The organism is Chitinophaga sp. H8, from assembly GCF_040567655.1.
Taxonomy (GTDB): Bacteria; Bacteroidota; Bacteroidia; order Chitinophagales; family Chitinophagaceae; genus Chitinophaga; species Chitinophaga defluvii.
In genome coordinates, this window is the sequence record NZ_JBEXAC010000001.1 from 3,366,661 (window position 1) to 3,380,490 (window position 13,830).

A 13,830-nucleotide genomic window follows, 5' to 3' on the forward strand; every position below is an offset into this window, starting at 1 on the left:
GGATGTAATAATAAGCTCAGCGTTCTGATCTTATTTCAATGGAATACGTGAATTTGTCGGACCTATAATACCCTATGTTATATTCCACCGGCCTGTCGCCCGGATCATAAACGAATCTTTCCCTGAAGAGCACGGGGCACTTAGGGTCTGTATGCAGCTTTTTTGCAACATTGCCGGCAGTCAGGGCACTAATGTGCTCGCTGGAGCGTACTACAATGATGTCGAATTTTTCGGACAGCAGCTGATACAATGGACGGTTCAGGTCGTCGTTTTCAGTAAGGGTGATACGAGGATGAAAGTAACTTTCGAAGTAAACGATTGGTTCTCCATCCACACCTTTAAGTTTGCTGAGTTTGCAGATTGGTGTATTGAGCTGGATATTGAAGAAGCCGGCCATTTTTTCATCGGCTTTTACCTTTTCCAGCTTCAGCAAAAGGTTGGAAGTAATGATACCACGTTTGGACATTTCCTTGGTGAAGCTCTGCCAGTCCTGCAAACTGGTGGAGAGTTGCCGTTGTGCAACTTTGGTACCTACTCCTTTTTTCCTGGCCAGCAACCCTTCGTACTCCAGTTTATTGGTGGCCTGCCGGATGGTATTCCTGGAAACGCCCAACCGGTTGGCCAGCTCCACTTCCTTTGGCAGGAAGGAGCCATTCTGATATTCCGGCTGGCTGATCAGGTTCCGCAGCAGTTCTTCCACTTGTATGTGGAGCGGTAATTTACTTTTATGATCTATCTTTAAACTCATGTATGAATGTTCAAACATACTAAAGTTTCTAAAATAAAACAATTCTTTCTGTTTTTTTTTGTGCGGGGATCAGACAGCTATACAAAGATCCCATGATTAATGGCACTTGAATACCTGAGCATAAGCAGTAAACATGAATTAATCCAGTCCCTGCTGTAGGAAGAATTTTTGCTGTACCGGATCACGCGGGTTGCAGCAGCGTTGTACTTATAGAACGCTTTTACTATAGCGTTACTATGCCTTTACTATGCTTTAACTATACTTCAGCACCGGCATTACCCACTGATAAAATAAAGGTGACCTGGCAGCCGCTTCAAATCAGCTTTTAAAATATATCGTTGTATCCAGGAGTCCATATTTGACCATATTGTCCATATTTGGCCTAAATGGCCTTTTCATTTGGCAGGTACTCCGGGATTAATCAAATTACCTGGAAAAGCAGGCAATATGGCAAGACAAGCAGGCCCTCTTTTAATAACCGGCACCCGATCCAACCTCACCTTCTACAAAATGAACGGGCGGTATTATGCGCGGCTGAAGAGCAGTTTGAGTAGCAAGCGGGTAAAGACTTCTCCTGCTTTTGCCAGGACCATGCTGTATGCCAACAGGCTGGCATTATGTTCCCGTATTGCCTCCCGGTTATATCGCAGTATGCCGGTAGCAGCGCAACAGGTAGCCCTGTACAGGAAAATGACCAGCACTGCGCTGCGACTGCTCAAAGCCGGCATCGGGGAAGAGCGTTTAGCTGCTGCGCTGGCAGCTGTTTACATACCTGCCCCCGCCATTAGTGCAAGCACTACCGTTTTACCAGCCGTACGTGCCATGGTAACCTCATCCGGGCAGCTCGTATGGTACTTTCCGGAAGAAGTAGTCTTTACCATACATTGTCCGGGGAAAAGCCCGCCCCGCATAAAAGCCTGCCGCCAGAATTAACTGTAATTATTGAATTGCTTTATATAAATTAGCACGTTTTACCAGGGTATCAAAGTAATGCCCGTAGCCATATTATATGCCAAAAGACTAACTAATGGCTTCAACTCAAATTATTATGGATGCCGACACCTGGAAGGCGTTTCAGCAAGGCAGCAAAGAAGCCTTTGAAACCATTTACGACAGGCACTGGCATACATTGCTCAGGTATACTTATAGTGTTGTAACGGATCAGGATATAGCCAAGGATATCCTGCAGGAATATTTTATGGAGATATGGGAAAAGCGCGAGACATTACCTGTACCTCAAAATACGGAAGCCTTTCTTCTGTTTGTATTAAAGCACCGTATCCTCAATGCTTTACGTAAAGAGCAGATCCGGGAAAAACATATCCACCTCTTTTCTTCGTTAAAGCAGGCCGCCGCAGATGATACCGTAGCCAATTCCATGCTCTTTAAAGAAGCATACCAGACATTGCTGGCGCAGGTAAACCAGTTGCCTCCCCGTATGAAGCATGTATTCCAGCTAAAGCACTTCGATAATCTGGAGATAGCAGAAATTGCTACCACCCTGAACATCTCCGGGCAAACCGTACGCAATCAGCTCAATGAAGCCTCCCACCGCTTAAAAACCAAGCTCAGGAATAATTTCCTTACGCTGATGTTCTGAGGCTGGCCAATTAAAAAAGGCCACCGTTGCTGCCAGAAAAAATAAATTTTCCACCACACTGGTTATTCGTGTTCCGACATGTGACTACCTATTAGCAAGTTGTAAAAAATGGAGAGAGAAGAGATCTATAGCCTGTTGCAGCAATACCAGCAGGGAAAGCTCAGTACAGAAAACACGTTGTTATTATATACCTGGCTGGATCAGGTAGCAGCACATCCCATAACCGAACAATTACCGGATGCCGACGCTAATGCCATGAAAATGTCGGTATGGGAGCATATCTCCTCCCAAAGCAGCAAGCCCCGTGTATTCTGGCTGCGCTGGAAATGGGCAGCAACTGCCGCTATACTGCTGCTGTTGGGTATCACTTATTTGTTCCGGCAATTCATCCATCAGGCCCCTCCTCCAATCAAAATGCTGATGGCCAGTACCGGGCAAGGGCAGATGTTGTCCCTGCAACTACCCGATAGTTCTGTCATCTGGCTGAATGCCAATACCACCCTGGAATACCCTGAAACGTTTTCGGATACTCTCAGAAAGGTGGTTCTGGTAACCGGAGAAGCTTATTTTGATATCCGGGAAAATCCCCACCGTCCATTTGTTGTACAATCCAATCATTTAATCACCAAAGTACTGGGTACCACTTTTAAAATACGTACCTATAAAGAATTACCAGACCAGGTAGCAGTAGGTACCGGTAAAGTGAGTGTAGCCACCACCAGGCACCGGTATCTTAGCCAGCTGACTGCTACAGACAGGCTGGTATATCATGCAGCCACCGATTCCTTTGACCTGGATAGTGTGACCAATGCAGAAGTGGCAGACTGGATCCAGGGTAATATCGTTATGACCAGCGCTTCTATACAGGATGTGCTGAAAGAACTGGAAGGGATCTACTCTGTACAATTTATAACATCGAGAAGCCTGGAAAAGGGGAAACTGAGCATTGCCTTTAAAAAGGGGATGCCACTGGAACAGGTGCTGCAAATGATAGAAAGAGTCAGTGTCCAACCTGGAAAGATTCACTTCAGGAATAAGGAAGCGGGGCTTTACGAAGTATATTAATTCATCACCCCTCAATATAAAAACACGCATAAACGCCAGGCCCGTGTGAGCCTGCAAGTGAACTGCTATTGCCTAAACTTTAATCTGTTAAACATGCAATTGAAACGTTTACACCATTTATGGCCTTATCCGAAAAGGCCACTTTTTCTGACTACACTTTTTATTTCCTGGTTGATGGTGACCCCGGTATTTGCCACCAACGGGCAACTGCTTAAAAAGGTGGTGACCAGCTTTGCTGTTCCGGAAGGGAACCTCATCCACGCCATCAGCGCATTGGAAAAACATAGCGGGATGAAATTCTCCTATGATGAGAACTATGTACAACGTTATGAAGTAAAGCGGGCCAACTGGGACAAGGCTACCATTGAAAAAATCCTCACGCAACTGGTAGCCAGCACCAATCTCGCGTTTGAAGAAAAGTTCAATACTATTATCATTTATCCCGATGCAAACCATGCAGCCGGCACAGCGCAGCCATCGGCTCAAAGAGTTATCAAAGGGAAAGTAATGGAGGGCAATGATCCTATCCCCGGCGCTACTGTCAGGATCAGGGAAACCAATGCAGCGGTCATCACCAATGAGCAAGGCGCGTTTACTATTAAAGTTCCCGCCGAAGGAAAATACACCATGCTCATTACCGCCATTGGTTTTAAGCGGGCTGAAATCAAACTCTCTGAGACCAATGAATATACGGTACAACTTGAATCCCTGGCATCCGAACTTAAACAGGTAGTAGTAGTGGGATATGGTACACAACGCAAGCAGGACCTTACCGGATCCGTTGTTTCCATCAAAGCAGATGATCTGGTAAAATCGAATCCCGTGACCCTGGAACAAGGTATACAGGGTAAAGCAGCCGGTGTATTTGTAACACAAACAGATGGCGCTCCCGGCGCAGGTATGAGTGTACAGATCCGTGGCACCAATTCCTTCATGGGAGGCACAGAACCATTGTATGTTATTGATGGCGTGCCGATGACAGAGGACAATGCCTCTGTTACACCAGGGTCTGGTTCCACTTTTGAACAGCAGAAGGTGAACATGCTCTCTTTCTTAAATCCTGGTGAAATTGAGTCCATAGAAATATTGAAAGATGCCTCTGCCACGGCCATCTATGGCTCCCGTGGTGCCAATGGGGTGGTGATGATCACTACCAAAAAGGGATTAAAAGGAAAAGACAAGATAGATTTCCGGGTGGTAACCAGTGTATCCCAGATATCCAAGAAATATAAATTACTGAATGCAGAGCAATTTGCGGAGTATCAGAACGAAACTTACCGTAATGCAGATAAATACCTGGGCACTACTTATGAAGCAGATGACCAGCTTCCCTATCCGGGCCGCTATGACGATGTACAGAAAAGGTACCTGCCAGCACCTGCTGATTTCAGAGGCGGTGGTACCAACTGGCAGGATGAAATTTATGGCGCAGCACCGCTGCAGGACTACACCCTCAGTTTTTCCGGTGGTACAGATAATAACACCTATCTGTTGAGCGGCAACCTGATTGATCAGAAAGGTATTATCAACAATTCCAGATTTAAACGCTATAGTATGCGGGTAAACCTGAACAGGAAAGTAAAAGACTGGTTGCAGGTAGGTACCAACATTACTTATTCCCGTACTACCAATAACCTGGTGACCACAGGCGCCAGTGTAGTAGGACCAGAAGGAGGCGTTATTAAATCCGCCCTCACCTTCTTACCTACTGTTCCCATGCAGGACACCGTAAGCGGGGAATTTACCCAGCTATACTTTACCTCTAACCCTTACCAATATACTAAACAGGCATTAAACCAGGTTACCAACACCCAACTGCTCACTTCCACCTATGCAGAAATAGCTTTTACCCCTGCATTAAAACTGAGAAGTGTGCTGGGCTGGAATGTATCCAATGGTAAAAGAGATCAGTATTTCCCACAAACTATCAATGAAGGGAATGCTGCCAAAGGCCGGGCCTATGCCGCAGATAATGACGGCCAGACCCTGAACTCAGAAAACTATTTTACTTACAATAAGCTGGTAGGAAAACATAGTATCAATGCCACATTAGGGTTGTCTTACGGCCAAGGGGTATATCAATGGAAACAGATAGGCGTAACCGGCTTTATGAACGATGCGTTGACCAATAACAGTTTGCAATCAGGTACTATTGTCAACAAACCCATATCGGGCAAGTCTGACTGGAAAATGCTTTCTTACTTCGGGAGGGTCAACTATGTATTTAACGATAAATATCTGTTTACCGCCACTTACCGCCGGGACGGTTCCAGTAAATTTGCGGTCAATAACAAATGGGCTGGTTTTGCTTCTGGCGCAGTAGCATGGCGTATTTCGGAAGAAGCATTGTTAAAAGAGGCAAAGTGGCTCAGTAATCTTAAGTTAAGGCTCAGTTACGGGCAGTCAGGCAATCAGGGCATCGGCTCGTATGCTTCCCTTTCCCAGATCAGCGCCTCCAATTATCCTTATAACGGCACCTTGACCAATGGCTATGTAGTATCTACCCTGGGCAATGATAACCTGCGCTGGGAAACTACGCATCAGATAGACCTCGGGCTGGATATAGGTCTTTGGGATGAGCGGATCTCCGTGGTGCTGGATTATTACAGTAAAAAAACCAAAGACCTGCTACAGAACGTGACCTTACCCACCAGTACCGGTTTCTATTCCCAGCTGCGCAATATAGGTAAAGTAGCCAACGAAGGTTATGAAGCAGCGGTATCTGCCCGGGTGATTGATAACAGGAATTTCCGGTGGAACACTGCTGCCAACATCAGCTTCAACAAAAATAAAATACTGGACCTCGGAGATGTAACTGAACAATGGGTACAGCAGATAGGTACCGAGCCGGTAAACTATCAGCCATTTATCCAGATAGTAGGCAAACCTATCGGTATCATCTATGGCTTTAAAGAAGATGGCATCTTCCAATCAGAAGCAGCAGTTATTAACAGCAAATTCTATGAAGGCCAACCTGCTGAAGCGATCAAAAGGCAGGTAGGCGAAGTGCGTTATACCGATAAGGATGGCAACCATGTGATTGATGCCAATGACCGCATGATCATCGGGGATGTAAACCCTGATTTCTTTTACGGCTTTACCAATAACTTCAGTTACAAAGGATTTGATCTCAGTATTTTCTTTCAGGGAGTACAGGGAGGAAAGATCATCAATACCCTGAAATACATTACAGATAACCAAGGCAGTTTTTCCAACACCTCCCTGGAAGCCTATAATAACAGGTGGACCGGTGAAGGCGCTACAGGTACCAATCCTAAAGCGGTACTTAATTCATTCCGGTTATTACGTTTTTCAGACAGGTTTGTAGAAGATGGTTCTTACCTGCGGCTGAAAAATGTAAACCTGGGTTATACATTTAACATTACTGACAACCGCATTATAAAAGCTTTACGGGTTTATACCAGTATGAACAATCTCTTTACCATTACCAGGTATAGTGGTTATGATCCGGAAGTAAACGGGTTCGGACAGGATCCTTCGCGCCGTGGTGTAGACCTGGGCAACTATCCCAATTCCAAGACCTATTCAATAGGTATTAACTGTACTTTTTAATGCTTAAAACCGTCATCATGCAATCGTTCAAATATTTGTTATTCATGGCAGCGCTGTTGTTTTTTGCAGCAGGCTGTAAGAAATCACTTGATGAAAGTGTATATGATTTTTATTCTCCCAATAATCTTTATAAAACACCTGCAGATGCAGAAGCTGCTGTTACAGGACTTTACGGCCATCTGCACAGTTGGGATTTCTATAAGTCGCCCGCTTTATTTTCAGAGGATGTAGATCATGATCATATTGTGGGACCACTTTGGAACATGGGTGGCGTAGGTGCTGGAAACTATACCGGTTCCTTTGTTATTAATGGTTTATGGCATGGGTATTATTACCTGATATCCCAGGTAAATACCATTATGGATAAAGTACCAGCTATTAAAATAGAGCCCGACTCTACCCGGAACAGGATATTGGGCGAAGCTTACTTTTTCAGGGGATGGTCTTATTTCAACCTGGTAAGATTGTGGGGAGCAGTACCTATCCGTTTAGAAAACCCTACTAACGGCAGCAGGGATATGGGCAGGTCTTCTGTAGAGGAAGTATACCAGCAAGCCATCAATGATTTGCAGGAAGCCGAAAAATTACTACCCCCCAAAGGAGGATCATTTACCGGCGCTGTAGGTAAAGTAACCAAAGGAACTGCCAAAGCGATGCTGGCAAAAGTGTACCTGACGATGGCATCCGGCGCATTGAGCGGGGCACAGCTAAGCGTACGTGGCGGGGCAGACAATGCCCTTTACACTTACACCAAAGATGTAGTAAAAGGACATGAGCAGATGGACAGCAAAACACTTTTTGCCAAAGCACGGGATAAAGCGCTGGAAGTAATGCAAAGCAAAGAGTATGATTTAATGCCCACCTTCATGGGCATATGGGGACGTGCGAACAAGAACAATAAAGAATTTCTCTGGGAACTGCAGACGATGGACAATAATGATTATGGCACCCTGCTGCAGAACTACTACTCCGCCCCATGGTATGGCGGGAACTCTTACTACTGGATGTCTGCCAACCTGTACAACAGTTATAGCGATACGGATGCCCGTTCTTCCGACGGCATCTTCCATCAGTACTTTATGTATGGCGCCTGGATGTTCTATCCCGAACGCGACTCCCTTAAGTACCAGCAGGCACCCGGAGGGTATACTGCCAAATTCTATAAGGAATATTCGCATCCGTTCACCAAAAAATACTGGATTGGCACAGATACTGAGATAGGCGCCAATGGCACTACCGTACGTACCGGCAACCGGGATTGCAACGTACCGCTTTTAAGATATGCGGATGTATTGCTGATGTTTGCAGAGGCAGAAAATGAGGCCGAAGGCGGACCTACCTCCCGCGCCTATGATGCCCTCAATGCAGTAAGACAACGCAGTAAGGAAACAGTAGCCAAAGGGCTTTCCCAGCAGGCATTCCGTTCCCTTGTATTTGATGAACGCGGAAAAGAATTTTACCAGGAAGCTAACCGCCGTTTTGATCTGGTCCGCTGGGGAGTATACCTGCAGGTGATGAATAAACTGGCCACTGTTGAAAATGTTATTAAAACCAGGGAAAATAAAAACCTCCTATACCCTATTCCACAGGATGAATTAAATGCGAATAAATTACTGAAGGAGAATAATCCGGGTTGGTAAAACAACCGTACTGCGTATTCGTATATACAAAACGCCCTGGAAGCTGTTGCTTTCAGGGCGTTTTACTTAAAACAGTTTCATCCGGTGATTACGTGGTCAGTAGATGTTGTTTCACATAGGTGCAGCTTTGGCGGACACTGTCAAAAGGATCTATTGTGATTTTGTCCTGTTCTACATACAGATATTTTACACCACCTGTAGGAGCATGTTCCAGGATCTGTTTAAAGTTGACGCTTCCTGTTCCTACCTCGGTAAAAGTAACACCGGACAGGATATGCTCTGACGTTTCATTACCAGTATCTGCAATAGTGGCCGTATTATCCTTCGCAACATCTTTTATATGCAGCATTGGAAAACGGCCAGGCGCCTGTTTAAACAGTGCCACAGGGTCTACTCCTGACTTTATTGTCCAGAACAGGTCCAGCTCAAAACTTACCAATGATGGCGTTGTTTCTTTCAAGAGGATATCATAACCGGTTTCTTTACTGTCCGGCAGTTTTCTGAATTCCCAGAAATGATTATGATAGGCCATTTTCAGGTTAGACCGCTTACACAGTTCGCCAGCTTTATTGAGCTGTGCAGCTATAAATTTGTAGTCATCGCTGGTAGCCGGATGTTTATTCCATAGATATAGCGGAGGTACCGGCACTACAAAATAGGCTTGCCCTACTGCCGCCGCTATCGCTATCTGGGATTTCAGTGAAGTGTCCTTCCCATTTCCCGGGGTAAGATAGTCATTGAGTTGATAATGTCCGCTGGGGGTCGTAAGTCCATTGGTTTTAAGCAGGGATTTAAACGCTTTGGGGTCCAGCCCCCAGAACTGGTTGGTACTATGCGGGCCCGCCTCGCCATAGAATGTTTCTACCTGGTTGTAGCCAATGGCAGCCACCTTTTCAATAGTTCCTTTCACATCTGTTGCCAGTGCATCCCGTAGCGTATAAAGCTGTAACCCTATTTTACGGAATCCTTCAGTATTTGCCGGGCGGCTGAACAGCCGGGCCGGATCTATTGTCAGGGCAGCAGTAACAAGGGCAGCCTGACGCAGGAAAGACCTTCTTGTATTCATGGTTCATGATTTTGGATGGAACAGAAGTTACTGCAAAAAATCTGATCTGCCGCATCTTTCCTGTATTATCCGGCTATAGCCAGTAAATAACAGCCTGTTCAATCCATCCTATCATAAGGAAACAGTGATATAGTAACCATCCGGATCTCTTAAAGAAAACTCTTCCTGTCCGGAGTTATGATTCAGATGAGGAGGCGCTTCGACCACAGCCTTTAAGCGTTGGGCGTTTTCCCACGGTCCCGTAAGGTTGCTGACCCTGAAGTATAGGATAAGACCATTTCCAGGCTGCATACGCGGGTTTGTCATGGTGGGATGTTCATGTTCCCCCCATTTATGCAAACATAGGATTACCGTATTATCCTGGTCGGCCAGGATCTCAAAAGTGCTACCTCCATGGTTACGTTTGCAGTGTAGCAATTGCTGGTACCATTGCCCACCGGATCTATGTACTTATTTTGCTGTTTATTGCATAAAATCAGCCTATACCAGAGAGATCGTGTGTAGTACATTCATGCAGCCATTGTAATACTTTTACTACAAGGTATAATAAGGAAGTGTTGTGTTTACAACCCCATGCGCATTTCAATCAAGTGCCGGTGGAATCCTGCTTTTTCATATGCCTTTATTGCCTGCTCATTACTATAATATACATCCAGTCTGAGTTCCCTGATGCCTTGCTCCAAAGCCCAATTTTTCAACACTTCCATAATTGCCCTGTTCACTCCTTTACCCCGGTAGACAGGATCTACATACATAAATCCCAGATAGGCATGTTGCCGGTGTTTAAGATAATGCCGGCCTTCCTCTATGCGGGCATATCCCGTTCCAATTAACTGCTCGTTGATCACCGCCACCAGCAGTGCAATATGCGGCGCGGCTATCATAGCAGGTATATCATAATAATGAATTTCCCCATCCTGTAAAGTACTGTCGAACGGACGTTCTGCGGCAATCAGCTCCTGCTCAAAACGCAGCAGCGTTCCGAGATCATTTAATCCGGCTTTTCTGATTATTATCTGATCCATAGCTTATTGATTTTCACTAATCATCAACTAAATTAAGCCAAATCGTCCACACCCACTTACTGCGTTATTATTGCATCCTTCTGTCACATTATGAAAAGCCATTTCTCTTTCGTAAATTAAGAGGGTTATCTATTTATTAAATCATCCACGTTATGAGAAAAACAGCCTCCATTCTCTTTGTTATACCTGTGCTGATCAGCTTACTATGCAGCTGTTCCCGCGATAAACAGGCAGCCCCTCCTGTTCTTGCAGATGATAAAGTATTTACCAGCTTCAGCTTCAAAGCGGCTCACAACGACGGTTTAAAGGAAGACATTGCCGGTATTATCGGAGCAGATACTATCCGCATACCAGCCTTATCCGGCATTCCCCTGTCCTCCCTGGCACCGGATTTTGCATTTGAGGGTAAAAAAGTAACAGTAGACAGTATACTTCAGATAAGCGGTGAAACCAGGCAGGATTTCAGCCAGGCAGTAAAGTATGTGATCACCGCAGCAAACAGCTCTGTAAAAACCTATGTGGTAACTATTGCCACAGAAATACCTGTACTACAGATCAACACCAATAATAAACCGGTTGACAGTAAGGAAGTATACGTGGATGGTACCCTGGAAATAACCGGCAATGTACCTGCCGCACTCTCCTATAATGGTAAAATCAGGATACGTGGCCGGGGAAATGCCAGCTGGGGTATGCCTAAAAAACCATACAAACTAAAACTCGATAAAAAAGCGCCCCTGCTGGGTATCAGCAGCGATAAAACATGGGTATTGCTGGCCAATTACGGCGATAAGTCCATGATGCGGAATGAAACTGCCTTTGAACTAAGCCGGCGTATGGAGCTGGCATTTACCCCTAAAGCCTTTTATGTAGAAGTAGTACTCAACAATGAATACCTGGGCACCTATCAGCTTACAGAACAGATTGAGGTAGCCGCACACAAGGTAAATGTGGAAGAACAAGATAAAGGTGCCACTACGCTGCCTCAGATTACCGGCGGTTATCTCCTGGAAGTAGATGGTTATGCCGCCAGCGAGCCGGCTCATTTTTATACCCCCAGAAGTATGCCTGTTACTATACATTATCCGGATGCAGAAGATATTACCCCTGCACAAACCGATTATATTACCAACTACTTCACCGACTTTGAAAATGCACTTTTTGCCAATAACTTCAGTGATCCGGCTAATGGTTACCGCCGCTATTTTGATGTACCATCCTATGTTAATTATTATCTCGTCAATGAGATCATGGGTAATTCTGATATGAACTGGAGCACCTATTTCTACAAAAAGAGAGACGGTAAAATAAGTGCAGGACCTGTATGGGATTTTGACCTGGCAGCTAATAATGACAGGCGGCTGGGCAACTCTGTTAACAAGCTAATGCGGGATGCAGCACATGAACCTAAAGCGTGGATCAATCGCCTCATGGAAGATCCTACTTTCCGGCAGGCGGTGCGTGCACGCTGGAATGCTGTATATACTGCCCGCATCAGCACATTGCCCGACTATATCACCGAACTCTCCAGTAAGCTGATGGTAACTCAAAAAAAGAACTTTGAGAAGTGGGATATCCTCAGTACCCTGGTACATCAAAACCTTCAGGCGGCAGGCTCTTATCAGGGAGAAGTGGACTATTTCAAACGGTTTATGGAGCAGCGCATAGCCTGGCTGGACGGACAAATCAATGGTAGCAAATTTGACTAATTCCATCGCATGAAATATTTTCTTCTATCTGTGTTGTTAGCTGGCATTCATATGCTGCCATCCCGCGCACAAACGCTCACTGCAAAGCGGGACTATACTTTTGGCAATGGTGTTATCAGCGAACAGGTGCTCCGCAATTATCTGAGCAGGGCCATATCCCTTACAGAATTCTGTACCGGCGAAGGGTTTTACACAGATAACGACTATCTCTATAAGGAAGATGATATACGGATGCTTCAACATACAGGCGCCAAGTTTATCGGCCGCGCTACTTACTCCTGGGCATCAGAATACCGCTTCCAGGACCCACGTTTCTGGCAGGCTATCACGTCCAATACCCGACGGATGCATGCGTATGACCCGGAGCTGATTTTTCAGTCCTGTATCTTTGAGATCATTACGGAACAGGTAAACCAGGTAAGTATACCAGACTGGGTATTTCAGGCATTTAACGAGCCGGTTGTTCAGCGGAACTTTAAGTATGACGCCATGTGTAACCCTGAAGGCATATTGGTAAATCATTGGGATAAAGGAGCCAGTGTACCTGACATCGCACAGCCGGAAGCGCAGAAGTGGTTTTATTTTCTGGCCAGAAAATACATAGATGCCGGAATAGAAGCTATTCATTTTGGACAGGTGGAACTAATGGCAATGACAGACCGGAATGTGCATTATCGTAACTGGGCTGCTGTACTGCAGCGTACCAGGGATTATGCGCGGTCACATGCCCGCAGGAAAATGGTGCTCTGTGATGCGCATGTACCCGGCGGAGGACTATCAATAGAAGGAAAACTGCTGCTCGACTTTCACTCCTTTCCATTACGTCCCAAAGAACTCCCTGATCAAGCAGGACAACAAGCTGTATTGGAAAAAAACTACCTGGATGCTATTTATGGCAAAAGCCAGGGTGGGATTACTCCCAGTGGATGGCAGTGCGAACACCTTCCTTACCTCGCAGAATTTGATAATTTTGGCGTTAGCGCTACACCTGGCAAAGCAAATATTGCTTCGCATTTTATATGGGGATATGATGAAATTACCTGGTATAGCCTTCAACCGGAGGCCTATCGTAATGAATGGCTGAAATATGCCTGGAACTGGGTACGCCATACAGACCCGGATGGTTATGTACAAATGCCGGGAAGAAGAGTAACGGTAACGGGCAAACCCGGTAAAGGGCATAATTACCGGGTAAATATAAAAAGTGCCTCCTGCCCGCTTGGGTATGGGCAGGAAAACACCATCCGGCAAATATGGGCCCAAGCACAATAAAATGTCACAATCACCCCCTTACATTGCCGCGTATGCACCCCTCCCACCCCATTTAATGGCAGTAAATTTGTGTCATGATCTCATAGCAGCCACTGATCTGCAAGACAGTGGTACCTTTTATTTATTCATCCA

Annotated in this window: 11 protein-coding genes; 7 read left to right on the plus strand and 4 right to left on the minus strand. The window is 45.5% G+C overall.

Going from position 1 to position 13,830, the window contains the following annotated elements:
* Nucleotides 1–16 precede the first annotated feature (16 nt).
* Entirely contained in the window at nt 17–748 is a 732-nt protein-coding gene (locus tag ABR189_RS12780) for a GntR family transcriptional regulator (protein WP_354660888.1), read from the minus strand.
* A 447-nt stretch (nt 749–1,195) separates the two neighbouring features.
* Between ABR189_RS12780 and ABR189_RS12785 the strand changes: the two genes are divergently transcribed.
* The 5 genes from ABR189_RS12785 to ABR189_RS12805 all read left to right on the plus strand — a co-directional run bounded on the left by ABR189_RS12785 (nt 1,196) and on the right by ABR189_RS12805 (nt 8,626).
* Entirely contained in the window at nt 1,196–1,681 is a 486-nt protein-coding gene (locus tag ABR189_RS12785) for a hypothetical protein (protein ID WP_354660889.1), read from the plus strand.
* 94 nt (nt 1,682–1,775) lie between these two features.
* Nucleotides 1,776–2,348: an RNA polymerase sigma factor gene (locus tag ABR189_RS12790; protein ID WP_354660890.1), complete on the plus strand. Its 573-nt coding sequence runs from the start codon at nt 1,776–1,778 to the stop codon at nt 2,346–2,348.
* Between the two features lie 108 nt (nt 2,349–2,456).
* Entirely contained in the window at nt 2,457–3,413 is a 957-nt protein-coding gene (locus ABR189_RS12795; protein WP_354660891.1) for a FecR family protein, read from the plus strand.
* Nucleotides 3,414–3,506: 93 nt separating this feature from the next.
* Nucleotides 3,507–6,986, plus strand: coding sequence for a SusC/RagA family TonB-linked outer membrane protein (locus ABR189_RS12800; RefSeq protein ID WP_354660892.1), 3,480 nt, complete (start codon nt 3,507–3,509; stop codon nt 6,984–6,986).
* Between the two features lie 17 nt (nt 6,987–7,003).
* Nucleotides 7,004–8,626 (plus strand): RagB/SusD family nutrient uptake outer membrane protein, encoded by a 1,623-nt coding sequence (locus ABR189_RS12805; RefSeq protein ID WP_354660893.1) that lies wholly within the window; start codon nt 7,004–7,006, stop codon nt 8,624–8,626.
* Between the two features lie 88 nt (nt 8,627–8,714).
* Here the strand turns inward: ABR189_RS12805 and ABR189_RS12810 are convergent, their stop codons facing one another.
* From ABR189_RS12810 to ABR189_RS12820, 3 genes are all read right to left on the minus strand, one after another.
* Entirely contained in the window at nt 8,715–9,692 is a 978-nt protein-coding gene (locus ABR189_RS12810) for a sugar phosphate isomerase/epimerase family protein (RefSeq protein WP_354660894.1), read from the minus strand.
* A gap of 111 nt (nt 9,693–9,803) precedes the next feature.
* Nucleotides 9,804–10,109 carry a hypothetical protein gene (locus ABR189_RS12815; RefSeq protein WP_354660895.1) on the minus strand — a complete coding sequence of 102 codons (306 nt, stop codon included), beginning with the start codon at nt 10,107–10,109 and terminating at the stop codon, nt 9,804–9,806.
* 146 nt (nt 10,110–10,255) lie between these two features.
* A complete protein-coding gene (locus tag ABR189_RS12820) occupies nt 10,256–10,717 on the minus strand; it encodes a GNAT family N-acetyltransferase (protein ID WP_354660896.1) in 462 nt (153 codons plus the stop codon).
* Nucleotides 10,718–10,869: 152 nt separating this feature from the next.
* Between ABR189_RS12820 and ABR189_RS12825 the strand changes: the two genes are divergently transcribed.
* A complete protein-coding gene (locus tag ABR189_RS12825; RefSeq protein WP_354660897.1) occupies nt 10,870–12,426 on the plus strand; it encodes a CotH kinase family protein in 1,557 nt (518 codons plus the stop codon).
* Nucleotides 12,427–12,435: 9 nt separating this feature from the next.
* Nucleotides 12,436–13,698 carry a hypothetical protein gene (locus ABR189_RS12830; protein ID WP_354660898.1) on the plus strand — a complete coding sequence of 421 codons (1,263 nt, stop codon included), beginning with the start codon at nt 12,436–12,438 and terminating at the stop codon, nt 13,696–13,698.
* Nucleotides 13,699–13,830: the final 132 nt, after the last annotated feature.

Excerpts from the sequence above, each read along its gene's own strand:
- ABR189_RS12780 (WP_354660888.1), bottom strand. The coding sequence starts at position 748 with ATGAGTTTAAAGATAGATCATAAAAGTAAATTACCGCTCCACATACAA.
- ABR189_RS12785 (WP_354660889.1), top strand. The coding sequence starts at position 1,196 with ATGGCAAGACAAGCAGGCCCTCTTTTAATAACCGGCACCCGATCCAAC.
- ABR189_RS12790 (WP_354660890.1), top strand. The coding sequence starts at position 1,776 with ATGGCTTCAACTCAAATTATTATGGATGCCGACACCTGGAAGGCGTTT.
- ABR189_RS12795 (WP_354660891.1), top strand. The coding sequence starts at position 2,457 with ATGGAGAGAGAAGAGATCTATAGCCTGTTGCAGCAATACCAGCAGGGA.
- ABR189_RS12800 (WP_354660892.1), top strand. The coding sequence starts at position 3,507 with ATGCAATTGAAACGTTTACACCATTTATGGCCTTATCCGAAAAGGCCA.
- ABR189_RS12805 (WP_354660893.1), top strand. The coding sequence starts at position 7,004 with ATGCAATCGTTCAAATATTTGTTATTCATGGCAGCGCTGTTGTTTTTT.
- ABR189_RS12810 (WP_354660894.1), bottom strand. The coding sequence starts at position 9,692 with ATGAATACAAGAAGGTCTTTCCTGCGTCAGGCTGCCCTTGTTACTGCT.
- ABR189_RS12820 (WP_354660896.1), bottom strand. The coding sequence starts at position 10,717 with ATGGATCAGATAATAATCAGAAAAGCCGGATTAAATGATCTCGGAACG.
- ABR189_RS12825 (WP_354660897.1), top strand. The coding sequence starts at position 10,870 with ATGAGAAAAACAGCCTCCATTCTCTTTGTTATACCTGTGCTGATCAGC.
- ABR189_RS12830 (WP_354660898.1), top strand. The coding sequence starts at position 12,436 with ATGAAATATTTTCTTCTATCTGTGTTGTTAGCTGGCATTCATATGCTG.